18 protein-coding genes and 1 tRNA gene are annotated in these 23,942 nt (G+C 65.8%); 7 read left to right on the top strand and 12 right to left on the bottom strand.

Going from position 1 to position 23,942, the window contains the following annotated elements:
• Positions 1–97: 97 nt before the first annotated feature.
• The 7 genes from B447_RS00095 to B447_RS00065 form a co-directional block, all read right to left on the bottom strand.
• Positions 98–2,290, bottom strand: a complete 2,193-nt coding sequence (locus B447_RS00095) for an autotransporter domain-containing protein (RefSeq protein WP_051018738.1) — start codon at positions 2,288–2,290, stop codon at positions 98–100.
• Between the two features lie 347 nt (positions 2,291–2,637).
• Positions 2,638–2,949, bottom strand: coding sequence for a DnaJ family domain-containing protein (locus B447_RS00090; protein WP_002935420.1), 312 nt, complete (start codon positions 2,947–2,949; stop codon positions 2,638–2,640).
• A 29-nt stretch (positions 2,950–2,978) separates the two neighbouring features.
• The gene (locus B447_RS00085) at positions 2,979–3,905 is read right to left on the bottom strand and encodes a DMT family transporter (protein WP_002929225.1); all 927 of its coding nucleotides are present in this window, start codon (positions 3,903–3,905) and stop codon (positions 2,979–2,981) included.
• Between the two features lie 65 nt (positions 3,906–3,970).
• Positions 3,971–4,822 (bottom strand): Rossmann-like domain-containing protein, encoded by an 852-nt coding sequence (locus B447_RS00080; RefSeq protein WP_002935418.1) that lies wholly within the window; start codon positions 4,820–4,822, stop codon positions 3,971–3,973.
• Positions 4,819–6,471, bottom strand: a complete 1,653-nt coding sequence (locus tag B447_RS00075; RefSeq protein ID WP_002935415.1) for a VWA domain-containing protein — start codon at positions 6,469–6,471, stop codon at positions 4,819–4,821. Before B447_RS00075 ends, B447_RS00080 begins: the two co-directional genes overlap by 4 nt.
• A gap of 9 nt (positions 6,472–6,480) precedes the next feature.
• On the bottom strand, positions 6,481–7,977 hold the full coding sequence (locus B447_RS00070) for an AAA family ATPase (protein WP_002935414.1): 1,497 nt from the start codon (positions 7,975–7,977) through the stop codon (positions 6,481–6,483).
• Between the two features lie 6 nt (positions 7,978–7,983).
• Complete coding sequence (locus B447_RS00065) at positions 7,984–8,370, bottom strand: DUF2237 family protein (protein WP_002935413.1); 387 nt, start codon at positions 8,368–8,370, stop codon at positions 7,984–7,986.
• A 264-nt stretch (positions 8,371–8,634) separates the two neighbouring features.
• Between B447_RS00065 and B447_RS00060 the strand changes: the two genes are divergently transcribed.
• From B447_RS00060 to B447_RS00040, 5 genes are all read left to right on the top strand, one after another.
• Positions 8,635–9,249: a response regulator gene (locus tag B447_RS00060; protein ID WP_002929213.1), complete on the top strand. Its 615-nt coding sequence runs from the start codon at positions 8,635–8,637 to the stop codon at positions 9,247–9,249.
• Between the two features lie 31 nt (positions 9,250–9,280).
• Entirely contained in the window at positions 9,281–11,848 is a 2,568-nt protein-coding gene (locus tag B447_RS00055; RefSeq protein WP_002935412.1) for a sensor histidine kinase, read from the top strand.
• Positions 11,845–12,225 (top strand): response regulator, encoded by a 381-nt coding sequence (locus B447_RS00050; RefSeq protein WP_002935411.1) that lies wholly within the window; start codon positions 11,845–11,847, stop codon positions 12,223–12,225. Before B447_RS00055 ends, B447_RS00050 begins: the two co-directional genes overlap by 4 nt.
• Before the next feature lie 3 nt (positions 12,226–12,228).
• Entirely contained in the window at positions 12,229–12,597 is a 369-nt protein-coding gene (locus tag B447_RS00045) for an Hpt domain-containing protein (RefSeq protein ID WP_002935410.1), read from the top strand.
• A gap of 91 nt (positions 12,598–12,688) precedes the next feature.
• Positions 12,689–12,779: transfer RNA gene (locus B447_RS00040), tRNA-Ser, on the top strand.
• A gap of 271 nt (positions 12,780–13,050) precedes the next feature.
• Here B447_RS00040 and B447_RS00035 read toward each other — a convergent pair.
• On the bottom strand, positions 13,051–13,281 hold the full coding sequence (locus B447_RS00035; RefSeq protein ID WP_198291725.1) for a DUF3820 family protein: 231 nt from the start codon (positions 13,279–13,281) through the stop codon (positions 13,051–13,053).
• 433 nt (positions 13,282–13,714) lie between these two features.
• On the opposite strand from B447_RS00035, the gene B447_RS00030 reads away from it, so the two are divergent.
• Both B447_RS00030 and B447_RS00025 read left to right on the top strand, forming a co-directional pair.
• A complete protein-coding gene (locus B447_RS00030) occupies positions 13,715–18,874 on the top strand; it encodes a hypothetical protein (protein ID WP_002935408.1) in 5,160 nt (1,719 codons plus the stop codon).
• 553 nt (positions 18,875–19,427) lie between these two features.
• Positions 19,428–20,114: an alpha/beta hydrolase gene (locus B447_RS00025; protein WP_002935403.1), complete on the top strand. Its 687-nt coding sequence runs from the start codon at positions 19,428–19,430 to the stop codon at positions 20,112–20,114.
• 19 nt (positions 20,115–20,133) lie between these two features.
• Here the strand turns inward: B447_RS00025 and B447_RS00020 are convergent, their stop codons facing one another.
• From B447_RS00020 to B447_RS00005, 4 genes are read right to left on the bottom strand one after another with little or no spacing between them, the layout of a single operon-like run.
• The gene (locus B447_RS00020) at positions 20,134–20,808 is read right to left on the bottom strand and encodes an ABC-type transport auxiliary lipoprotein family protein (RefSeq protein ID WP_002935401.1); all 675 of its coding nucleotides are present in this window, start codon (positions 20,806–20,808) and stop codon (positions 20,134–20,136) included.
• Complete coding sequence (locus B447_RS00015; protein ID WP_002935398.1) at positions 20,805–21,746, bottom strand: MlaD family protein; 942 nt, start codon at positions 21,744–21,746, stop codon at positions 20,805–20,807. The genes B447_RS00020 and B447_RS00015 overlap by 4 nt, the downstream gene beginning before the upstream one ends.
• 1 nt (position 21,747) lies before the next feature.
• Positions 21,748–22,560 carry an ABC transporter ATP-binding protein gene (locus B447_RS00010; RefSeq protein WP_002935396.1) on the bottom strand — a complete coding sequence of 271 codons (813 nt, stop codon included), beginning with the start codon at positions 22,558–22,560 and terminating at the stop codon, positions 21,748–21,750.
• Positions 22,560–23,744: an MlaE family ABC transporter permease gene (locus B447_RS00005; protein WP_002935391.1), complete on the bottom strand. Its 1,185-nt coding sequence runs from the start codon at positions 23,742–23,744 to the stop codon at positions 22,560–22,562. Before B447_RS00005 ends, B447_RS00010 begins: the two co-directional genes overlap by 1 nt.
• Positions 23,745–23,942: the final 198 nt, after the last annotated feature.

Below are 23,942 nucleotides of genomic sequence, written 5' to 3'. Positions count from 1 at the left end.
CCATTCGCTAACAAGCCGCTACATGCCCTCTGGAGCAATCGAGTTCGAAAGACTCAATTCCAAGCATGAACTGCTTCGCGATCAGCGTCGACGCTCCTCAGAACGCGTGCTGCCAATTCGCCGCCAGCCATGCGTTCGACTTTTCGCCCTTGGTGGTGGCGTTGAGCATGAGTGATGCGCGGCCACCGGCCAGCTTACCTTCCACCCCCACGCCAAGGCGCAGCCAGTTCCGGTCGTTCCTCCGTCCATCGAGGCCAAAGTCCGACAGACCGATCACCTGACCCGAGCTGCGCGGGCCGTTTTTCTCGAAGCGGTGCGCAGCTTCGAGCATCCCGATGAGATTCAAGCCGTTCCCCAGTAGTTTGGCCGCATTCACGCCGAGGCGCAGTTCGGTCGCCTTTTCCTTGCGGCTGTCGAAGCGCGCTGGAAAGCCGCCGCTGGTTTCGGTGTAGGCGGCGAGCCTTGCCTTGGCATGGCTCAGATCGACGTAGGGCAATACATCGGCATTGGCGACATGCCAAGCCTGGTCCCATTCGAGGCGCGCGCGCAGGCCCCAGGTGTTCACATTTGGCGTGCCTCGTGAGTAATCCTGCGCCCCAGCGTTGAGATAGCCGCGCCTCATGTCCGCCTCACCCCGATGCACATACGCGCCGACGGCTCCCCACAGATTGCCCGAGACCGGGATCAGCGCCTGGGCCAGCACGTAGGTACCGGCGGTCTTCGTCCGGCCGTTGTGCGCCTGATCCTGCTTTGCCCAGGTCTGGCCGAGCGAAACATTGACCTGCGCTGCGCCGAAATTCTTGCCGAAACCGACTTCAGCAAGGCCGAGATCTCCGGAACGGGCGCCGTGGCCGTCCCGCCCCCAGTCGCCAGCCAGCCAAAAGGCGCGCTGCCCCTCATCCACGCGGCGCGACAACGGACGGCTGTGGGCACCGTTGAGTACCGTGACGGCGGCGGAAAGCGCCATCCCGCTGCCCACCGACGTGTCGGCGAGACTTTGCTGCAGATCTTGCAGTGTAATCAGGCCGCCACCGTTGCCGCCATTACCACCATTACCACCACTGCCACTGTCGGCCACGCGGGCGATGAAGGCTTGGCCGCTCGCAAGCACGCCGACCACCACGCTGCCGTCGACGTTCGTCGCATTCGCCACTCGAGTGATATCCACAGGCACAGCCACCCCGGCGTCGCGCAGCCAGTCTTCCACCGACTGCATGCTGGCGTCCTGCGTCCAGCGGAAGGCTCGCTGGCTCCCGCCGGCCGTCAAGGCCCAGCCCACCACCACGGCACCGTCGCCGGAGACGCCATGGGCATTCGCCTCCGCTCCCCCCAGGGTCCCCAGATCCACCATCCCGATGTCCTGCGTCCAGCGGAAGGCATGCACGTTTTCTCTCACGCCGAGCTCGTAGTCAAGCTCCCCCTCCTCTATCACTCTGCCTGCATCGAAGGCCCCGCCCACGACCACAGCGCCATCGGCGGAGACGCCGTTGGCCTGCGAATGCGTCCTGCCCGTGATGCCCCCCAGATTTACCATGCCCGTGTTCTGCGTCCAGCGGAATGCGCGCCAAGCCTCATTGCCGGCCGTAAGGGAGCCACCCACCACCACCGCGCCGTCGGCCGAGACGCCTTCGGAAACCGACCAGAGCCCGCCCAGTGTGCCCAGATCTTCCATGCCGCCGTCTTGCGTCCAGCGAAACGCGCGATGCTGCACGTCGCTCTTATCGGCCCAACCCACCACCACCGTTCCGTCTGGACTAATGGCATGGGCATACGCATTCGCCCCACCCAAGGTGCCCAGATCCACCATGCCCGAGTCCCGTGTCCAACGGAACGCGCGCCAAGCCTCGTCGTTGGTCGTATCCGACCCGCCCACAACCACCGCCCCGTCGGCAGAGACACCGTGTGCTTCCGAATGCGTCCCGCCCAAGGTACCGAGGTTGATCATGCCGCTATCCTGCGTCCAGAGGAAGGCCCGATCGGCCTGGTCACCGGCCATGATGGTGCTTGCGCCCACCACCACGGCGCCGTCGAGGCTGACGCTGGTGGCGCCCGAATTCGTCCCACCCAGGGCGCCGAGGTTGGTGATACCGGCCTGTGCCTGCGCCACAGCGGGAAAGAACAGCGGCAGGGCGGCCAGGGCAAATGCGAGGGGCCTGAGGCGGAAGGCAGAGCGAGGATGGAAGGATGCGTTGGTGGTTTCGTGGTGCATGATCTTCTTTCCCAAAAAGTTGGCGCCAACGGCAACAGAGACGCGCAAAATGTCTTCGGCATATGTTTTTTGAATATGCATTATGACACAGCAAAACCATCCTGCAGTAACCGTTCACTGAGCGACGTTCTTTCCCCGACCCCTCCGCGCGGAACAATCCCTCCCACGGACGAGCACCTATCGCGCGGCTGATGCTGTTCACCGACGGCGCCGCCCGGACACACGTCTTTTGCACAAACAAAGCGAACGGCCAGGCGACTCACGCGTGCAGTCACACCCCGCGGCTCGCGCCGCGCCTACCGCCGTTCACTCAAGCCCAAATGCCGGCAAGCTAAGCGCGGAGCCGGTGGCTTGACTGTTGCGGTCCAACCGCTGGAATCGAGATCCACCTTAGAGTCGAGCTTCTGAGGCACACAGGCGCGGGGCGCTTACCGGCGCCCCATCTCCTGCAACTGCACCATCAGCTCCGCCAGCCGGCGCCGCAGGCGGCTGCGCTCCGCGCCTTCGTCCAGTTCGGCGATACGCCGCCGCAGGTCGGCCAGTTCCTTGCGCAGTGCGAGTTCAGGCGGGGCGAAGCCGGCATTGCGCAGCACCTTGTTGGCCATGCGCTGCTCGGGCGAGACGAAGAGCTCGTCGTCGAACGCCAGCGGCCTGCCCGCGCCGGGCAGGTTGTCGAAGGCGCCGTTGCGCCCGGCTTCGAGGATGCGCTGCTCGGCGAGGATGTCGAAGAGCGAAGCCATGGCGGGTCGCGTCGGATGCGTCGTACCGATCAGCCCCTGCCGCCGCGGGTCGACACCAGCACGCCGCCCAGGATGAGCGCAAAAGCAAGGCCGTGGTAAAGCTTGGGCCATTCGCCAATGACCGCAGCAGACAGGATTGCGGCGAAGAGTGGGGTGAAGTTGTAGAAGATTGCAGCCGTGGCCGGCCCGGCCTCTGCCACCGCCGCACCCCAGAAGCGATAGGCCAGGATGGACGGGCCAATGGCGACATAGAGGATGGCTGCCACCAGGCCCCAGGACCACTGGGTGGGTCCGGCCGGGATCAGCACATCGCCCGCGGCGGCCGCGGCAACGGCCCACAGCACCCCGAACACGCATTGGGCGACGAGAAATTCGGCCCAGTTCCAGGCCGGGCGCTGGTCGCCGCGCATGTGCGCCGGCGGGCGGGCCAGCATCCAGCTGTAGGCCGTCCACCCGATCATGGCGAGCAGCATTAGCAGGTCGCCCTCGACAAACTCGATGCGCGCAAGCGCCCCAAGGTCGCCGCGCGACAGCACCAGGGCGACGCCGACGAGCGACATCATGGCGCCGAACACCTGCACCGGGCGCGGGACGACACGGTAGAACACCAGGCCGATGAGCATCATCCACACCGGCGCGCTGGAGGCGATGAGCGTGACGTTGAGCGGGGTGCTGGTCCGTAGCGCCATGTACTGCAGCGCGTTGTACGCCCCTACCCCGATCAGCCCGAGTACCGCGAGGTGGGCCCAGCGGACGCGGATCTGCGCGCGCGCCTCGGCGGTGGCGACTGCTCGCCAGCCGAGTGGCAGCAGGATCAGGAAGGCCACCACCCAGCGCAGCGCGTTGAGCCACAGCGGTGCGATGCTGTCGATGGCAATGCGACCGACCACGGCGTTGGTCGCCCACAGGATGGGCGGCAGGAGCAGGAAGGCGACGAGTCTGGGGGTGAGCTGCATGGGGAGAGGTCCGATTATTGTTGTGCGCTGCGCGGGCGGACGGTCTTGCCGCCGTCCTGCCTGCCCTATGCGGGCGTGGCCGGCCAGTCGGCCGGTGCAAGGGCGAACTTATACGCGAACGCGCTCCACGAATCACCCCTGCGCAAGGCGTCGATGAAACCCTCGCGGTCGGTCACCCAGCTGCCGCCCACCACGTCGACCCCGCGCGCGAACAAGGGGCCGGGCAGGCACCCCGCGCTCGGCCCGATGAGGGCGACGCGGCTGGCCTTGCGGCAGTGGGCCAGCATGGCATCGACCGTGTGGTTGAGCAGGATGGTACTGGTCGACAGCACCTTGTTGCAGCTTGCGAGCGCGGCCGGATCCAGGGTGACGCGGTAAGCGTCGTAGCTTCCGGCGTAGTCCGGGTTGAGTTCGACGACGGTGAGCCGTGCCCCGGCGGCGGTGACCTGCTTGAGCAGCGGCGAAAACAGCCCGACCATGCCGACGTGGTCACCTGGCTGCGGCGCAATGCCACCGATCGAATCGGCTGCGCGCGGCGGCGCAAAGCCCATCCGCGCCATCACCGTGCGCGACAGCGCATTCGCCGCGGCAAAGCCCAGCGTACGGCGCAACTGCCGGCGCGCAGCCTCGGCGCGACCGGCAGCACCGTCCGAAGCAGCGTACTCGCGCGCAAGCGCAAGTGCATCCATGCCGACGATGCTGTGTGGATCGTCGGCGGCAGCCAGCCGCGTCAAGGCGCCATCGAGCAGCACATAGGTAATGCCGAGCGCGCCGTCGTCGAGTTCGAGTGCGCAGAACTCTCCATTCTTGGACGCTGCGGCCGCCGCCGGCGGCAGATGCAGGGCCTTTACCCGCGGCACGGGCTTGCCGGCAGTTGCGCGTTCGAGATCGGCAATGAGGTCGGCAGCGAAACTCATGGGTCGGTCCTTGTCGGTGGCATTGGATGTGCAGAGTTGGTCTCGGCCGCGCCCGCAGCGCTCGACCGCCCCGCGCGCACGGCCGCCGCAGCGGCTTCCGGGCTGACGGTACGGCTCCGGTTCTCGGGGTTGCGCAAGGCGCCTGGGAAGTAGCTCGCGGTCAGGCTCTTGGAGTGCACTGGCGAACCACCCGCCTCGGCACCCTCGCCACGCGTCGGCTGGCCCTCACCGGCCTGGCCGTAGCGGCGCCAGTCGCGCACCCAGTGGATGTCGTCGGCGAGTTCGAGCAAGCCGATCGTTTCGCGGTCGCCGATGAGGATGCCTTGCACCCGCAGGCCCTGGTCGCGCCGCACTGCATGCAGACGGTCGGCGAGCGCCGGCGTGGCGCCGAATTCACCATCGGATGCAATCAGCAGGTCGGCAAGCTGCCACTCGGCCTCCTCCAGGCGGGCAATCGCACGTTCGAGCGGCGCGCAGATGTCTGTCCCGCCGCCAAAGCTCTGGCCCAGGAAGCGCGCGAGCTTGGCAACACCGGCGGCGTCGACGCCAAGCACCATCTCCACCACCTCGTCCGGGCCGCCGAAGGCAAACACATGGCAAGCGCGGTGCTGGGCATGGGCACAGCGCACCGCCTCCAGCACCACCGCCTTGGCGACGGCCTCGGCACCGCCCTGCATCGAACCCGAGGTGTCGACACAGATCAGCATCGGCCCCATCTCCAGCCGGCGCGCCGTCGCCGGCTGCAGGCTGGGACGCAGCACCGGCGCCGGGCGCTGGCATTCCTCCTGCAGGTGGTCGTCATCCTCGTAGCACAGCAGGCTGCGCTCGGCATGGCGGGCATGCCAGATCAAGCGCAGCTGCGGGTGGCCTAGCAGCATTGCCTCGGACGGCAGCATGCGGGCGATGCGCCCCGCGCGATGCACGCCGCGCGTTTCGCCCGGCAGCTCGGGCACGCGCAGCCGGCGCGCGCTGGTGCACAGCACGCTGGCGGGCTCGACCACCTCCTGCAAAGCCCGGCTCGAGGCGGACGCATCGTCCACCTGGCGCGCCCGGCCCAGGCTGCGGATGATGCGGGCAAGCGCCGGCAAACGCTCGATGAGCCGGCGGATGCGCACCACCTCGCGCCACTCGCTGCTGCGCAGCAGGCCGCGCAAGGCGTCCCAACGCGTGTTCTTGAGCAGATCCCCCAGGTCGCCGAATGCCGCAATGAGCTCTTCCATGTCGCCGCAGCGCTCGGTCCAGTCCGCACTGAAAGCCGCGAGCGCCATCGCCTGCGCGTCTGCGGCGCTGGCGCCACGGTCGCGGTAGTCCACAACCAGGTCGAGATGGAACAACAGACTCTGCAACACCGTATCGGTGACGTCCTCGCGCGCCCGGCAGTAAGCCGCCAGCCCGAGGCCGTCCACACACGCCAGCAACGCGGCACGCATGCCCGATGCCGGCCAGCCGCCCGCCGCGCCCGCATCTGCCGGCACATCGCCGGCCAACAGCGCCTGCCGCCAGGCTTCGAGCGCCTCGAGGCGGCCGACCAGTTCGCCCTGCGCATGCGTCATGCCGCCCAGCCACAACGCACGCGGCAGGCGATCGAGCGTTGCCAGCGGCGCCTCGAGCGCTTCGAACAACTGCGGAACGGCTGCCGGCGCGGACACGAAGCCTCTTCAGTCGGGCAGCGGCTCGTGCTCGACCGGCGCCGGCATCGCGCCGGCCTCATCGAGCCGCGGCAAGGCCTCGAAGCCTGCGCGCGCCATACCCGCACGCAACGCCAGGGACTCGATCTGCGCCGCCGTGTGCGCAAGCTGCACCTGTGCCGCGTCGACAAAAGCGGGGTCGGCCCACAACGACTGCGCAGCCCATGCCCGCAGCGCGCCCCGCTGGGCGTCGATCTCGCCCTGGTAGGCCGCGATGCGCAGCAACAGCGCGTCGATCTGCGTGGTGCGCGCCGTCACGTGCAATGCACCGTAGCGGCGCTTGCGCGCGTAGGTCATGCGCAACGCACCCGCCCCACCCTTCGCATCGCCGATCTCCCCGGCAAGGGCGCTGGCCTGCTCGCTGCCCATGCCGCCACCGATTCCACTGCTGAACGCTCCAGCCAGGGTCTCGGCATGGGCAATGGCCGAAAAACGCAACCGCCCAGACTCGTCGTAGTCGAGGTCGTTGGCCTCGCGCTCGGCCTTGAGCTGAGCCTCGAACGCCTCGACCACCCTTGTCAGGCGTGGCGGTGACAGCGCCTCGCGCACACCAAGGCGGCAAGCAAGCCAGTCGGCCACCGCCTGCCGTCCCGCCTCGTCGGCAGCGATACAGCTGGGCAGCAGGCCCAGGTCCCAGGGCGCGACTTCGGCCCTGCCCTCGCTCGCCGCCGCTACGCGCAGCAGGTGGGCGATCTTGACCCAGCGCCGGTCCGACACGTAGTACTGCTGGCCGGCCAGCCAGACCCGCAGTTCGGCAAGCCGGGCGAGCACATCGGCGGGCAAGCGGACCGCAGCGGCAGCCTCACGCAGGGCATCGCACACGGCGGCCGGCAGTCTCAAGTCCTCGGGCACCGCTGGCGGTGCCCCGGCATCGCATGCCGCAAGCGCATTCCGGCCATTGCCGGCGAGCAGACGCGCGAAGCCCTCCGCGCTCACCGGCTCGACCGCCAAGCGGAGCAGGAAGCGGTCGAAAAACGCTTCGCCCACTTCGTCTTCGGGCACATGGTTGGTGGCGCCGACCACGCTGATCAGCGGGCAGCGCACACGCCCGGCACCGTTGTCGAACTCGCGCTCGTTGAGCAGGGTCAGCAGCGCGTTGAGGATGGCGCTGTTCGCCTTGAACACCTCGTCGATGAATGCGACCCCGGCCTCGGGCAAAAAGCCTGCGGTGTGGCGCTCATAGCGGTCTTCTTCGAGCGCGCGGATGGAAAGCGGGCCGAACAGCTCTTCGGGCACGGTGAAGCGCGTGAGCAGGCGCTCGAAGTAGCGCGCATCGCTAAAGGCCAGGTGGATGCGACGTGCGAGTGCGCTCTTGGCCGTACCCGGCGGGCCGATGAGCAAAGTGTGCTCGCCCGCCAGCGCGGCGAGCAGGCTCAGGCGCAGTACGCGTGTGCGCTCCACGAGGCCGACCTCGAGGACTTCGAGCAAGCGGACAAGCCCGTCGCGGTCGAGGGTGGTCGCGTGCATGCGTGCTCAGGCCTGCGGCCCGGTGGCAGTGCCAAAGGCATGCGCCTTGAGCGTATCCAGGTCGACAATGCGCAGCGCCGCCTCGTGGGTCGCCTCCAGTACCACCGGAGGCGCCATGCCGGCGTCGAGCGCCTCCTTCCAGCGCAAGGCGCACAGGCACCAGCGGTCGCCGGGCTTGAGTCCGGCGAATCGATACTCCGGGCGCGGCGTCGACAAGTCGTTGCCCACCCTGCGCGAAAACGCCAGGAAGGCTTCCGTGACGCGTACACAGATGATGTGGCGGCCGAGATCGTCCACCCCCGTCTCGCAGCAACCGGTCCGATAAAAGCCCGTCAGCGGCGCATAGCTGCAGGCGAGCAGCGGCCCGCCCAGAACATTACGTGAAGCGTTCATGCAGGTCCTTCAAGGTGGAGTGCTTGCCATATATCACCCACGGAGCAGCGCGGCCGGATCCGGCGCGGCGAATGGACGCTCGCGCCGATACCGACCTGGTCACAACCCCGGACTCACATTGTAGCCCTCGCGGCCGGCTTCAGCAGACGCACCGCCACCTCCAGCCCAAGAACAGAAGAGCAATCATTCCCATCACGGAGTTCACCGACAAGCGATCATTTCTGATACTTTCTGGCCTTTTAAACGATTCGTTGGCGCACAACCATGCCGAATGATTCCGAGTCCAGGCGAGAGTTCATCAGCACTGCCCAAGCGGCGCGCCAGCTGGGTCTCTCTCTCGGCGCCGTGCAGCAGATGGTCGAAAGCGGCACGCTCGCCGGCTGGAAGACGGCCGGAGGCCACCGCCGCATCCGCCAGGACTCTGTGGACGCGTTGCTCGCACGCGCGAAAGCGCCCATGGCCGTGGCGCGAGCAGCAAGCGACAAGCTGCGCGTCCTCGTCGTCGAGGACGACCGCCTGCTCCAGGGCATCTACCGCGAGACCTTCGCGAACTGGGAGATGCCGCTCGAGCTGCACGTGATCGACCACGGCCTCGACGCCCTTGTCGAAGTCGGCCGCGAGCCGCCCGATCTGCTGATTGCCGACCTGCGCATTCCCGGCATCGACGGTTTCGAGATGATCCGCCGCCTGCGCGAGAACCCGTTGTCGAGCGACGTCGCCATCGTCGTGGTGTCGGCACTCAACGCCAAGGAGATCGCCGCCGAAGGTGGCCTCCCGCAGGACGTCACGGTGTATCGGAAACCCATCCCCTTCCACGAACTGCATGGCTACATGCAGGCCCTGATCGCCCAGCGCCGGCGTAGCCGCAACAGCCCCTGAAGCGCACGATGCGACCGTGAGGGAGCCTCCCATGGCCACGCCGACCTGGTTTCGCGACATGAACCTGCGCGCGAAGCTGATCGCCATCTTCGTCGCGATCAAGGTCATTCCCCTGGTGCTGCTCGCGCTGTTCGCCTGGAACGCCGCCAACGAACTCGGCCACATCGTCACCACGCGCGCCGTCAGCATGTCCGACGTCATGCGCGAAACCCAGCAGCGCACCGGCCGCACTGCAATCGACGACGCCATCGACGCGCTCGACGACCGCTCGCGCGAAGCCATCGAAGCCCTCACCACCGGCACGGCGCGTGCCGTGGCCGACTTCCTCTACGAGCGCGACCAGGACCTGCTGCGTGCGGCACGACTCGAGCCCACGGTCGACGGCTACCGCGATTTCCTCGAATCGCACCTGCGCAGGCTCGAAGAGCATGGCCCTTACGAACCCAGCGCCGACGGCATGCGCTGGGTCGAGAGCGCACCGCAGCCGCGCAACACGGCACGCGTGCGCGAACCGCTGCCCGACAACGCCGCCAACTTCCACTACCGCGCACCGGACTCGGACAGCCGCTACCCGCTGCGGCCGCTCTTCCTCGAAGCGAGCTTCGTCGACACCAACGGCCAGGAGCGCATCAAGGTCCTCAGCGACACCGGCGCCACGCTGCTCGATCCAGCCCTGCGCGACATCAGCCGGCGCGAGAACACCTTCGTGCGCGCAGAGGACTACTGGCCTGCCCTGCAAGCGCTCAAGCCCGGCGAGATCTACGTCTCGCGCGTGATCGGCGCCCAGGTCGCAACACACTGGATCGGCGAATACACGCCCGCGGAGGCACTCAAGCGCGGCCTGCCCTTCTCACCGGCCGAATCGGGCTATGCAGGTCTCGAGAACCCGGTCGGCAAGCGCTTCCAGGGCCTGGTGCGCTGGGCCACGCCCGTCGTGCGTGACGGCCGCGTCATCGGCTACGTCACGCTGGCGCTGGACCATGCCCACATCATGGCCTTCACCGACACACCGCGCCCCACGCCCGAGCGCCACGCGCCGATCGCGGACCCCGGCTCGGGCAACTACGCCTTCATGTGGGACCTCGAAGGGCGCAACATCTCGCACGCACGCGACTATTTCATCCATGGCTACGATCCCGCGACCGGCAACCCCGCCACGCCCTGGATCGACACCGAGCTATACGACGAATGGCAGTCCAGCGGCATGCCCTGGCCTGCGTTCTCGGCCACCGTGCCCAGCCACCGGGATCAGCGCCTGACCCGCAAGCCCCACCCGCAATCGACCGCCTCGGGCCTCGTCGGCCTCGACTGCCGCTACCTGAACTTCTCGCCTCAGTGCCAAGGCTGGCACGACATGACCGAGCACGGCGGCTCGGGCTCCTTCGCCATCCACTTCAGCGGCATCAAGAAGCTCACCACGGTCGCCGCCATCCCCTACTACACCGGGCAGTATGCCCTGAGCCCGCGCGGCTTCGGCTACGTGACGATCGGCGCGAACGTCGACGACTTCCACCGCGCCGCCACCGAATCCGAGCGCCGGATCGGCGAGATCATCGCAACGGCCGACCTGCAGAACGTGCGCGAACGCGAAGGGCTGGTGAACAGCATCCGCCAGAGCCTGCGCCAGACCGCCACCGGCCTTACCGTGTCCACCCTGCTCATGGTGCTGGCCGTGGTGATGATCGCGGTGTGGATGGCGAACCTGCTCTCGCGCCGCATCACCGACATCATCGGTGGCATCCACCGCTTCCAGCAAGGCGACCTCGACCATCGCCTCAAGGCCGAGGGCAAGGACGAGATGGCTGAACTCGGCCGCTCCTTCAACAGCCTGGCCGACGCCATGCAGGCCTCGATCCGGCGTATCGAGGAGGCCCGGATCACCGCCGAGCAAGCGAACCGGATGAAGAGCGAGTTCCTCGCCAACATGTCGCACGAACTGCGCACACCGCTCAACGGCATCATCGGCTTCTCGGAACTGCTCAGCCTCGAGGTCGAGGACGAGGCGCACCGCAGCTACGCCAAGACCATTCACCACAGCAGCGAACACCTGCTCGCCGTGCTCAACGACGTCCTCGATCTCGCCAAGGTGGAGGCGAACCGCCTCACCCTGTCGCCCCGCACCTTCGAACTCGGCGCCCTCGTCACCTCGGTCGGCGCGCTGCACCGCGTAAACGCAGAAGCAAAGGGCGTCGCCCTGCTCACCGAGGTGCCCGTGCATCCCTGCTACATCGATGCCGATCCCGTGCGTGTCCGCCAGCTCATCGAAAACCTGCTGTCCAACGCGGTAAAGTTCACCCAATCCGGCCAGATCGAGCTCTGCCTTACCCAGCAGCCCGGCGAGGTCACCGTCACCGTCGCCGATACCGGCTGCGGCATGACCAACGAAGAACTCGAACGCATCTTCGAGCCCTTCTACCAGGGGCAGACCTTCCTCAACCGCAACCACGGCGGCACAGGCCTCGGGCTCACGCTGGTAAAACGGCTGCTCGACCTCATGGGCGGGCGGATCAGCTTCGACTCCAGCCCCGGCGCAGGCTCCACCTTCTCGATCCACATTCCGCGCGCCCAGCCACAAATGGAAAAGGGCGAACAGCCATGAGCACAACACTCGCCTTCATCGTCGATGACAGCCCGGTCAACGTCACCATCGCCAGTGTGCTCCTCAAGCGGCTGGGATGGAAAACCGAAGAATTCTCCAGCGCGATCGACATGCTTGCCCGACTCGAATCGGCGCAGCCGGGCATCATCCTGCTCGACATCTCGATGCCCGACATGGGCGGCGAAGACGCCTGCAGGATCATCCGCCAGCGTGCCGAGTTCAAGGACACGCGCATCGTCGCCTACACCGCGCACGCCCTCGAGGGGGATCACCAGCGCTACCTGGAGGGCGGCTTCAACGACATCCTGATCAAGCCAGTCAGCCTCGCCGCCATCGAAGCCCGTATCGGCCCGCCCACGCCCCGCACCGACAGCTGAGCAATGGCATACGACAAACCCGCGCACTTCGACCCCGAACCGCTGCTGGACGACCTGCGCGGTAACGCCGGCGTGCTCGCCAGCATCCTCGCGGTCTATGGCCCATGGCACGCGGACACCGTCAGCCGCCTGCGGGCAAGCGCAGCCGGCACGGACAGCGATGCCACCCGGCGCCTGGCCCACACCATCTGTGGCGCACTGTCCCAATTCCACGCCCGCCAGGCCGTCGCCCTCGGTCGAGCGCTGGAATCGCACTGCCGCGACAACCCGGCCGGCGCCGCACGCACCGCCGAGTTGATCGACGCGCTCATCATCGAACTGGAAGCCCTCAAGAGCGAAATCGAGGCCTATGTCGAGCACCACAAGACCTGAGCTGTAGCGGCGCGACAACACGCGCCAGCAAAAGCCCCCGCCAAAACCCCTTTCCCTGAGCCAAGCTTGCAGCTATAATGGCCGACTTCCTGGACAGGTGGATGAGTGGTTTAAGTCGCACGCCTGGAAAGCGTGTTTGGGATAATATCCCAACGCGGGTTCGAATCCCGCCCTGTCCGCCAGAACACAGAAAAAGCCCTGCAAATCATAGACTTGCAGGGCTTTTTTGCATTCCAAAGCAGCCTCTCCGAAGCACGACCACAGGGCCACGCGACGGGGTCGGGACAATCTCATTGCCCCCAGGCTGCCCCCCTCACAGCCCCACCGCCTCATCAATAGGCAGCGTTCGCATTCCCTTGGCTGGCACCGGATCGCGACACTTATCCACAAGCCTGCCCACACCTCTATCCCCGACTGCTGGGGACAACACGACACACAGGCGGCGCAGCCCACCTAGTCACTCGCGCCCTTACCGCGCCTGCGCAGCGGCTCCAGCAGGCCGAGCAGATTGTTATGGTCGAGCTCATGCATCAAGGCCAGCAACTGCCCAAGCTCCCCTGCTGGAAAGCCCTGCCGTGCGAACCACGCCAGATAGCCCCCGGGCAGGTCAGCGATGATCCGGCCCTTGTACTTGCCAAAGGGCATCTCACGGGTAAGTAGCAGTTCAAGCAACTCAGGTTTCATCGAGCCTTTACCGTTCGATAACAACACATCCTCGACGCATCTGCCGCCAGACTGTAGCTGGAGCCTGCAGTAGATTCCAAGGGGCGGGCGACGGGTTATCGGCCTCAGCGGTCGTTCAACCGATTACCAGCGAACAGCAGATCCCGAACCCAAAGCGGTCCTAGCGATTTGCCAACTTGACGTCCGAATGCGGTCAGCCAATCGGTTTTTCGCGTACTCACTTGAGTTGCACCGTCTGCATAGCGTTGCGGTTGGCCCGGTGTTTGGCCTAAACGGCGCACTGATTCAAGCACCCTTGATCGCCTTCACCAGATAGACTGGACCAGTATCGTCGTCGCGGCGCGGCCTGCATCGGTCCAGATTCCGCGAAGTAGCCTGCCAATCCTTTATGCTTTCTTTAACCGCCGCCAGTCAGCGGCGAGATACCAAGTAGATGAACGAGATCGACGCCACTTCACGCGACCCGCTCCAGGGCACCCAAGTGATGAGCACTGTTGCCACGGGCGGCGGTGGCGGCATCTTTCAGGCTCGAGTTGGGACCCTCTACCTGGCCAATATGCTAACGGGGTTGCCAACGGCATTTTGCTTGCACGGCGCTCGAGTCGAGGAGCTGCGCTTCGAGGCGCGCTACAAGAACGCCCACACCGATGACATCTACTGTCGACTCACGGACGCGAAGGGCACCTGGCTGCAACTCATCCAGTGCAAGCGAGGACTAAACGCCACGGCGGGCAATGAGGACTTCATTGACGGCTTGCAAGGTGCTTGGCGCGACTTCCTTGGAGTCGAAAAGAGTCCATTCGATCGCGCCTGCGACGTCCTAGTTCTTGCAACCATAGCCCCAGCCACGGCCGCCAACCAAGCGGCGAAGCGGCTGTGTGAACTTGCTCGAGCGTCAGTAGACCTTGCGGACTACCTGCAGAAGGTTGACTCCAGACTCTTCGACAAGAAGCACAAGGCCACCTGGGAAGCATTCAAGACGGTCTCGAAGGAGACATTGACCGACAAGTACTCGGAGGAGCTGGTCTTCCAACTGCTCCGGCGTCTGCGTGTCGACATCCACGACCTCGGCACCGATTCCTCGCAGGAGCTCAGTCTCGTCCAAGCACTCTTGTCTTCAGGGCAGCCAGGAGACTCCGGGCAGGTAGTGTGGGACGGCCTGTTCTCATACGTCCAGGAGCAAGGCATTGCAGTAGGTACTGTGACTCAGTCGACCTGGGCTCAGACGGCCAAGGACGGGTTGCAAGCGGCAGTGAGCCGCTTGAAGTCATCACGCGGGCTAGGTAGCGTTGCCGAACGTTTGACTCAGCGTGCCCTGCTTCAGCTATCCCTTATCGCGACAGCGCTGCCCAACGGCGCCCATATCCCCCGAGGGGAGTGTGCAGGCCGTGTGTTGGCAGCTCTCGACGAACGCCAGCTTGTCATCATCACTGGCGGCCCTGGCGCAGGCAAGTCCGCTGTAGTCTCGGAGCTTGCCCCTCTGCTGCGAGAGTCCGGCCCACTGTTCTTCTTCCGAGGAGATGAACTGGACGTGCCAGCACTGGCGGCAGTTCAGTCGCTCAACGGGCTGCAGGACCCGGTGCTGGGCATTGACACCCTGCTGCGCACGGGAGAACCCACCGTCATCATCGACTCGCTGGAGAAGGCTCTCGAGGCACAGAACCCCGGCGCGCTCGAAGAGCTGCTCGCACTTGTCCTAAAGAACAAGTCCTCGAGGTTGTGCATCACGACACGCTCCTATGCCCTCAATGGCCTGTACACAAACTTTCTCTATAGCTTCTCCAGCCAGGTCGTTGACGTACCGCTCCTGACAGATGCCGAGATCGCCTCCGCAGCCGCTGGCGGTCCGCTGGAGGAGATTGTTGCCAAAGACGCCGGAGTCAAGGAGGTTCTGCGCACGCCGTACTATCTGCAGCTAGCTTTCAAGTACGCCACCGCGGGAACTGCACTACCAAGTGCTTCGGGCAATGACCTTAGGCGAATGCTGTGGACAGAGCGGGTTGCACCCAGCAAGGGCCTTTCGGCCGCCATGCGCACAAGGAGGCAAGCCGCCTTCGACGAAGTCTGCTACCTGCGCACGGAACGCTTCGCACAGTTTGTCGAAGCACCTGCAGACGCAGAAGCGGTTGCGGCGCTACTGCAAGACGGCGTGCTCGCCCAAGATGATGCTGCTCGCGTATCGCCGGCACACGACGTTCTGGAAGACTGGTCACTGTTCTTCAGGGTAGAGCGCGAGGTCCGTTCCGCGGAGCGCGACTGGTCAGCGTTGTTCTCACAGCTCGGATCACATGCAGGTATGCGACGAGCACTGCGCTCGTGGACAGCCCAGAGATCGGCTGAAGGCGACGCTGACGCCTACGCGCTCTTGGAGGCAGCTCTGCGGACCGATTCGCCGATTGCTCAGCTGTGGCGCGATGAGATTGCCATAGGTCTGCTGCGCTCGGAGCGTGTCGAGGACTTGGTCGCAAGGCTTGGAAGCAATGGCACCTTTAGTAGCGTCGCTTTGCTTCAGCGCCTGAGCCACCTACTGAGGGTTGCTTGCAAAGGCCCGACTTCCATCGACTACTCGCACCTAGCAGCCGACCCAGCCAAGAAGGAGCTTGTAGCCCGGGTTGGGATGGCCGCACCGGTAGGCAAGGCATGGGACGTGATGATCGGACTGGTCGCGAGGGCATTCCCATCCCTGCCGCCGCAAGCTCATTCATGGGTTGTCCAGCTCGCTGAGGATGCAGTTGCGCACGATGACGCCTGGTATAAGCCCAGCCAGCGCGTTGCCGACGTCTTCAGCATGGCTGAACACTATTGCTGGCGAGACAACGACACGTGGTACCGAGAGAAGTCAGTTGGCAAGCGGTTCTACGAACTCCTGTGCCGCTGCTCCGGAGCTGGCCCCGCCAAGTTCAAGGTGTTCATCGACGCACTTGTGAAGCGGGTCTCCGAGGACCGAGAAGATCGCGACGTCTATGCAGAGGAGCGCTTGGAGTTCCTTACCAACGTCAAGCACTGCAGGGAGCCCAACTACTTCAACGCAGACTTGGTGCGCACTGCGTTCTGGGCCCTCTACACCGAACCCGGGCCACGAACAGAACATCACTTCGGCATGGACGGCTGGGAGGCAGCAATGGGCCTCAGCCAGAGGGTGACGCATGCGTTTTTCCCTCCGTCCGTGTTGCAAGGCCCCTTCCGTGGGCTCCTGCTCTACTCCTTCGCCGAGAGCGTGCGCTTCGTCGTCGACCTATGCAATCACGCGGCTGCGTGCTTTGCGAAGTCGCATCCCGAGGAGGTCACCTTGCTTCCGCCGGAGCAAAGCCCGAATGGGCGGGCTCACATCCACGACTGGCGGCTTTGGGCAGCCTATCGCGGCCACTCCGTCTCCAGCTACTTGTTGAATTGCGCACTCATGTCGCTAGAGGAAAGGCTACTCATCGAAGCGAAGTCGCAGCCGAACATCATCTCCGACGTCCTTGAGTTCATTCTGGAGATCGGGGAGTCGAGCTTCACTACGGGGTTGGTGGCAGGCGTCCTGATGGCGCATCCGAACCTTGTCACCGAGAAGATGCTGTCGCTCTTCAAGTGCCCCCAGTTCTTCGCCGACGACATAGCCCGTTACGTTGGCGAGGCGAGTTCTCTGGCTATCCACGGCGGCCACGATGGCTTGGACGCCGATAGGCAAAACGAGCGCATCGCCAGCAACAAGCTGCCGCACAGAAAGCAGCACCTAGAGATGCTCGTGCTCCAGTTGCAGATCATCCGCCCCGATCTCCGGGAGAGCATCTTTGCAATCCTCGACAAGTGCATTGAGGATCTCAAAAACGCTCAAGACGTGCCTGACGGATGGCGCATGGGGCTCAAGCGCATGGATGCTCGCGGGATGAAGCTTGGCGAGCCAGTTGATGACGGGAAGTACGTCCCTCTGGAGATCACGAACCTAGAACCCGAGCTCAAGCAAGTAAGCGACGAAGCTCAATCAAGAAGTCAGCTCATGAACCGGCTGGCGGCTGTCCGGCTATGGGTTGGAGCCATAACTCAACCGACTCTCAGCTCGGTCCCGGGAGCTGCAGACCACTTCTCTTCCTCGTCCGAGGTGTACCACGAGTTCCAGCATCTTCTTAGGGAGGTTAAAGGGGAGGACGAGGCCATACTGCTGGGGCTGGATGACGACCTGCCTTGTGCGCTGATTCAGCGCTGGCCGACAGACACATCTGAAGCCCTCCAATGGGCCAAGGACCACCTTCTCGGCGTCACCTCGACGCGCTTGGATAATGACGCTTGGGTTTACCGTAGTCCAATGACGGGTGAGCTGAGAGCCAAGACGCTCGTCCTGCTGGCAAGCGTAGATCCAACCAACCCAAAGCTGCCTGCGTCCCTTGCCAACATCATTACGGAGCCCGTCTGGAAGGTTCGCCGGGCCGGAGCCCTTGCCATCTCCGAGGTTCTGAGGCCCAAGCAGCCGCAACTCGCGGAGAGCCTGACTACGGCGCTGGCACTGTACGCCGAAGCGCTCGATACGACGATTGGATCAGCGCACAGACGCAAGCGTGACTTTGTCGAAGAGGCAAGAGACGCAACCAGTAAGGCGCTGGTGGCAGCCCTCACAGGCGGGAACCTACCACCCAGACCTAGCCCCAAGAGCCTGGCCGCCGTCAAGGAGTGGACGATAGCGCTCGATGCCGCCCGCAGCGAGACGCCAGAGACTTGGAGAGTCCAGACTCTCATGACACTGGTGCGCCTGCTGGCCGACCAAGAAAGCAAGCCGCGAGCCGACCGGTACGACCCGGACTACGTCGACTTCGAAGCGCGCTGGGAAGTGGGCGACCTTCTGGCGGCTGAACTACTGGCTCAGGGGATGGATAAGACCCCTGTCTTTGAAGCCCTCGACTACTGCCTTGAGCATGGCCCGGAGCTCAGCGAAAGGGTACTGGAGTCAACCTTGCACGGGAGCATGAAGCAGGACTACGCGAACGCAGAAGCGTTTTGGCGAGTGTGGGACCGTGCCGCAGTGAAGCTCCTTTCAGACGAGTCATTGCGCACGCGCTCTCGGCGCGTGTACAGCAGGAACGAAAAGCCGCTCGCTGTTCTGCTGTTCCAGTCCATCCCGTGGGTCAAGACCTGCCACGACTTGCCACTCCTACGAAGCCGCCCACGCTTCGTGGCCGACTGCCTGGTTGCGGTAGGAGACGGCTGGCATGCCCTCGAACATCTTCTTGCCCTGATGGCTGGGGTTGGCAGGGCAACTGCGGTGCCTTCCGCGATGGGGCAACTGAGGGAAGCGATATCCAAGGCGCCGACTGACTTGTTCAACGATGGAAGCAGCCTTTGGGATGCTGAGACTGTATGCCAAGCGGCGGTGCACGAGCATCGTCGGGCGCTTCTTCGCGATGTAACCCTCAGGCAAGCCACCCTTGACGTGCTGGACAGGCTCGTAGACGCCGGATCGTCCTTGGCCTTTCAGTTGCGTGACTACTTGGCGACGTCGTCACCGTGTGCCCCCCAAGCTTCTAGTCTCAAGCTCGGCTGCGCAGCCAATCAAATAGCGACCCGCAGCAACGACTCTCCTTTCGTAGAGCCGACGGTCCCGATTGTCAGCTACTAGCTGGGAATGGCCACTCTAGACTGCTGTCATCACCGGCCGCTTAGGCCGACAACCCGATCATCATATCCCACACGCCGCCCCTGCCGAACTCAAAAAATCACTCCAACGCTCGAACTGTCCTCACAACATCGAGCTTTCGCAGCATTCGGTCGACAAGCACGCAAACCTACCCTGCCTCCGCCCCCTCCCCCCGCGATGAGGCGCAAACGACTCGCGCACCCCTTCCTCAGCACGGTCCAGCACCTCGCCAGGCAGATGAAGATACGGCTCTCGCCGCCTCGCAGAGCGCTGCCCCTGGCTCGACTGCACCATGCGGATCAAAGCCGACAGCTCCTTACAGCGCCTTGCTCGGCCGATCGAACTCTGGATCCAGCTGCGCGAAGGCCTTATCGTAGCCGCGCAGTTACGCCAGTTCGCGGGCTATCTCGTCTTCCACCGCTTGCTGGCAGCCAATCGTCGCCACCGGAACCTCAGGCGGCCGATGGTTGAGAACACACCCCGACAACAGGCGCGCGGCCGTGTTGCCGCCCCCCACCACCCGGAGTATCGAACCATGCGCTTCACCCCGGACACCACACCCCTCGAAGTCGAGACCGCCCCCAACCCGCAGTGGTCGGTGATCTGGCTGCACGGCCTGGGCGCCGATGGCAGCGACTTCGAACCCGTCGTGCCCGAGCTCGGCCTTGCCGACGCACCAGCCCTGCGCTTCATCTTTCCGCATGCGCCCTTGCGCCCGGTGACCTGCAATGGCGGCTACGTGATGCGCGCCTGGTACGACATCATCTCGCTCGCGCCGGCCAGCCGGCAGATCGACGAAGCCGGCCTGCTCGAATCGCGCGCCTACGTCCGCCAGCTCATCGAACACGAGAACGGGCGCGGCATCACGAGCGACCGCATCATCCTCGCAGGCTTCTCGCAGGGCGGCGCGGTCGCCTATCTGAGCGCGCTCACCCACCCGGTGCCACTGGCGGGCATCGTCGCGCTATCGACCTACATCCCGAGCGCCCGCCTGCTCGTCGATGAGCTGACCGAGGCAAACCGGCAGATCCCGGTCTTCGCCGCGCACGGGACGCAGGATGACGTCGTCGCGCTCGAACTGGGTACCCAGGCCCTTGGTCTGCTGCAGACGCTTGGCCTCGAGCCCGAGTGGCACACCTACGACATGCCCCACTCGGTGTGCCTGCAAGAAGTGGCCGATATCGGCGCCTGGATCAAGGCCCTGGTAGGCGGCGCGCGCTAGACGGCAGCCGCCCCTGCCGTCAGCGCATCGCTGCGACCGCCCACTCGACCACGGCCAGCGCCAGGGCGTCGGACGCCTGGCCGAAGGCCTGCACCACAGCCGGCACCGCGGTGTCGGTCGCGGCCTGGCGGAACTCGAAGCGCTGGCTGGCGACGATGCGCTGGGTGTCCGGGCGATACAGGCGCACATCGAGGCGCACGACCACCTCGGGCCTGCCGTCGCGGTATTCGCTCTGGAAGGCGCGCAGATCGCTGTCGATCTCGAAGTCGGCGTGCAGGCGGCGCTCGTCGGTGCTCAGTGCGGCGATGCGCCCGTCGGCGCGGAAGGCGTCGAGCAGGCGGTTGCGCACCAGGATGGGCGCGGGGTCGCTCCAGCCTGCGCCCTTGTAGATGCTGACGCGGTTGTCCTCGGGCAGGACGACGATGCGCTGGCCGGCCAGATGCACACCCGCTGCAGGGCGCGCAATGCGCAGCGACACCGGCATGGAGGCGGCATCGGCGCGCGCACCCGTGCCTTGTGCAGACGCCTGCTCCGCAGGCAGCAAGTAGACGTCGAGCGGCTCGGCCTTGGGCAGGATGGTGCAGGCCGAGAGCAGCGCCAGGGCGGCGGCCGAAGCCGTTGCCCCACGCAGGCGCACGAACGCCCGCCGGGCGCGGTCGGTGTGCTTCATGGTGAGCTTCATGGTGAGCTTCATGGCGTGAATTCCTTGGTCGGTTCGAGCCCGAGCAGATAGTCGGCAGGGCGGTCCTCGAGCTGGCGGGTAATCGCGCGCAGCGAAGCGAGCGTGGTGCGCAGTTCGCCGATCGCCGGGCCAAGCTCGGCCAGCGCCCGCACGCCACCGTCGAGTGCATCGCGGTTATCGGCGACGAGGCTGTCGAGCGTACCCATGGCGCGTTCGAAGGCGATCATCGAGCGCTCGGCGCTCTCCAGGGTGCGCGCGCCCTGCACGTCGATCAGGCGGTTGGCGGCGCCCATCGCCCGCGTCGCCTCGGCCAGCGCGGCATTGGCCTGCTGGCTGGCGAGGGTGAGCTGGCGCAGCGCCTCGCCCACATCGCCGCGCTGCTCGGCCAGGCTGGCGGTCGTGGTTTCCATGTGCTGCAGCATGCGGCCGATGAGCGCGACGTTGTCAGCGGACAACAGTGCGCGCGCCTGCATGAGCAGCTCGTTGATGTTGAAGACGGCGTCCTCGCCATCGGCGAGCAGGCGGCTCATCGGCGAGGGCGTCGCGATGATCTGCGGCACGACGTCGTCGCTGCCCTGCAGCTTGGTGCTCGTCGGCTCGTCGCCGCTGGTGAGGCGGATGATGGAGATGCCGGTGATGCCCGCCGGCACCAGGCGCGCGCGGGTGTCGCTGCGCACCGGCGCCTCGCTGTCGACACGCACGCGGGCGATGACGCGGTGGGCATCCTGCGGGTCCAGGCGCAACCCGGTGACATCACCGATGCGGATGCCGTTGAACTCGACCGTGCTGCCGCGCGACAGGCCGGTGACGGCCTCCTGGAAGACGATGTCGTAGACCTCGAACTGGCGGTCGCTGTCGGCCTTGGCCAGCCATAGCGCAAAGATGAGCGCGGCGCCGATGAGGGTCACCGTGAACAGGCCGATCAGGACGTGATGGGCGCGTGTTTCCATGTCAGGCATTCTCCGTTCGGACAGCGGCGGCACTCACCGCCTGCGCTGCGGCACGGCCGCGCGGGCCGTGGAAGTATTCGCGGATCCAGGCGTCGTCGAAGGCGGCAACGTCGTCGAGGCCGGCATTGACCAGCACCTTCTTCTGCGCCAGCACGGCCACGCGGTCGGTGATGGTGTAGATGGTGTCCAGGTCGTGGGTGACGATGAACACCGTGAGCCCGAGCGCATCGCGCAGGGTGAGGATGAGCTGGTCGAAGGCCGCCGCACCGATCGGGTCCAGCCCGGCGGTGGGCTCATCCAGAAACAGAATGTCCGGGTCGAGCGCAAGCGCCCGCGCCAGGGCGGCGCGCTTGACCATGCCGCCCGACAGGTCCGACGGGTACTTGTCGCCCGCCAGCGCCGGCAGGCCGGCAAGGGCGATCTTGAGCGCCGCCAGCTGCGCCGCCTCGCGCGCCCCCAGGCCGGCATGCTCGATCAGCGGCAGTGCCACGTTCTCGGCCACCGTCAGCGAGGAAAACAACGCCCCCTTCTGGAACAGCACGCCGAAACGGCGCTCCACCGCCATGCGCCGTGCCGGCGGCAGCGCCAGCAGATCCTCGCCGAACACCCGCACCTTGCCCGCACGCGGTCGGTTCAAGCCCACGATCGTGCGCAACAGCACCGACTTGCCTGTGCCCGAGCCGCCCACGATGCTCAGGATCTCGCCGCGGCGCACGTCGAGGTCGAGTGCATCGTGCACTACCTGGCTGCCGAACTGGTTGCGCACATCGCGCACCTCGATGATGTTGTCGGCCACGTTCGCCTGCGCCTGCATCACCAGCCCATCTCCATGCAGAACAGCGCGGCGATCGCATCGACCACGATGACGACGAAGATCGACTGCACCACCGCCGAGGTGGTGTGCTCGCCCACCGACTGCGCGCTGCCCTGCACGCGCAGGCCCTCCAGGCAGCCGATGACGGCGATCAGGAAGGCGAAGATCGGCGCCTTCGACATGCCGACCAGGAAGTGGATGAGGCCGACATTGCTCTCGAGCCGGGACAGGAACATCACCGGCGAGATGTCGAGCGTGAGCGCCGACACCAGCATGCCGCCGACGATGCCCGACACCATGGCGACGAAGGTCAGCATCGGCAGCGCCAGCATCAGCGCGAACACGCGCGGCAGCACCAGCAGCTCGACCGGATCGAGACCGAGCACACGGATCGCGTCCACTTCTTCGTTGGCCCGCATCGAGCCGATCTGTGCGGTGAAGGCGCTCGCCGTGCGGCCGGCGACGATGATGGCGGTGAGCAGCACGCCAAACTCACGCAGAAAGGAGTAGGCAATCAGGTCGACGGTGAAGATGCTGGCGCCGAAGTCGGCGAGCACGGTCGCGCCGAGAAAGGCCACCACCGCGCCCACCAGGAAGGTGAGCAGCGCGATGATCGGCACGGCGTCCAGCGCCGTCTTCTCCAGGTTCGCCACCAGCGCGGTGACCCGCCAGCGCCGCGGCTGCAGCATCACACGTGCAGCGGTCTCGAGGATGAGGCCAATGAAGCCGACCAGCCCGACGACATGGTGCCAGAACACGCCCATCGTGCGCCCGACATGCTCGAGCACGTCGCCCAGCGCGCTGCCGCGCCTGCGTGCGCCGCCGCCGTCCTGGCCGGAAAGCGCCGCCGCGACGGCCCTGAGCAGCGCACGGCGCTCTGTGGGCACATCCGCGGCCTCGGCCATCAATACCTCCACGCGCTGGCTGCCGAGCAGCGCGCAGATGAGCTGCGCGCCAGCCGTGTCGAGCGCAAGCAGCGCGGACAGATCCACACGCGCAGCCTCGCCCGCGCGCCCGCGCAGGCGGTCCACCACCTGGTTCAGGCGCTTGTAGTGGGCCAGCGTCCAGTCCCCGCCCAAGCGCAGTACGCCACCGCCGTCATCCGCCACCAGTTCGGCATTGCCCGGGCGCGCCACGGAGCTCGGCGCGGGCGGGGTCGAATCGGCAGACAGGGACATCGGCATCGCACTCCAGTCGGGTGAGCTTCTTCAGTTCAGAGCACATTCAAGCAAAACGGTGCCAGCCGCAAGGCAACGGGCTGAGGCGCAGCAGTGTTGGCGGATGCGCGGGGGCGATCGCCTTCGAAGGCTCGCGGCTGGCGCCGCTCCTACGGCAAGACCGCGCACGCTGCAGCCCCAGTGGGAGCGTCGCCAGCCGCGAGC

The organism is Thauera sp. 27 (assembly GCF_000310125.2).
GTDB classification, from domain to species: domain Bacteria; phylum Pseudomonadota; class Gammaproteobacteria; order Burkholderiales; family Rhodocyclaceae; genus Thauera; species Thauera mechernichensis.
Note: the sequence above shows the minus strand (reverse complement) of the source record. Positions and strands in the feature narration are given on the sequence as shown.

Coding starts and splice junctions, on each gene's coding strand:
- B447_RS00095 (WP_051018738.1), bottom strand. CDS start 2,290: ATGCATATTCAAAAAACATATGCCGAAGACATTTTGCGCGTCTCTGTT.
- B447_RS00090 (WP_002935420.1), bottom strand. CDS start 2,949: ATGGCTTCGCTCTTCGACATCCTCGCCGAGCAGCGCATCCTCGAAGCC.
- B447_RS00085 (WP_002929225.1), bottom strand. CDS start 3,905: ATGCAGCTCACCCCCAGACTCGTCGCCTTCCTGCTCCTGCCGCCCATC.
- B447_RS00080 (WP_002935418.1), bottom strand. CDS start 4,822: ATGAGTTTCGCTGCCGACCTCATTGCCGATCTCGAACGCGCAACTGCC.
- B447_RS00070 (WP_002935414.1), bottom strand. CDS start 7,977: ATGCACGCGACCACCCTCGACCGCGACGGGCTTGTCCGCTTGCTCGAA.
- B447_RS00065 (WP_002935413.1), bottom strand. CDS start 8,370: ATGAACGCTTCACGTAATGTTCTGGGCGGGCCGCTGCTCGCCTGCAGC.
- B447_RS00060 (WP_002929213.1), top strand. CDS start 8,635: ATGCCGAATGATTCCGAGTCCAGGCGAGAGTTCATCAGCACTGCCCAA.
- B447_RS00055 (WP_002935412.1), top strand. CDS start 9,281: ATGGCCACGCCGACCTGGTTTCGCGACATGAACCTGCGCGCGAAGCTG.
- B447_RS00050 (WP_002935411.1), top strand. CDS start 11,845: ATGAGCACAACACTCGCCTTCATCGTCGATGACAGCCCGGTCAACGTC.
- B447_RS00045 (WP_002935410.1), top strand. CDS start 12,229: ATGGCATACGACAAACCCGCGCACTTCGACCCCGAACCGCTGCTGGAC.
- B447_RS00035 (WP_198291725.1), bottom strand. CDS start 13,281: ATGAAACCTGAGTTGCTTGAACTGCTACTTACCCGTGAGATGCCCTTT.
- B447_RS00030 (WP_002935408.1), top strand. CDS start 13,715: ATGAACGAGATCGACGCCACTTCACGCGACCCGCTCCAGGGCACCCAA.
- B447_RS00025 (WP_002935403.1), top strand. CDS start 19,428: ATGCGCTTCACCCCGGACACCACACCCCTCGAAGTCGAGACCGCCCCC.
- B447_RS00020 (WP_002935401.1), bottom strand. CDS start 20,808: ATGAAGCTCACCATGAAGCTCACCATGAAGCACACCGACCGCGCCCGG.
- B447_RS00015 (WP_002935398.1), bottom strand. CDS start 21,746: ATGGAAACACGCGCCCATCACGTCCTGATCGGCCTGTTCACGGTGACC.
- B447_RS00010 (WP_002935396.1), bottom strand. CDS start 22,560: ATGCAGGCGCAGGCGAACGTGGCCGACAACATCATCGAGGTGCGCGAT.
- B447_RS00005 (WP_002935391.1), bottom strand. CDS start 23,744: ATGCCGATGTCCCTGTCTGCCGATTCGACCCCGCCCGCGCCGAGCTCC.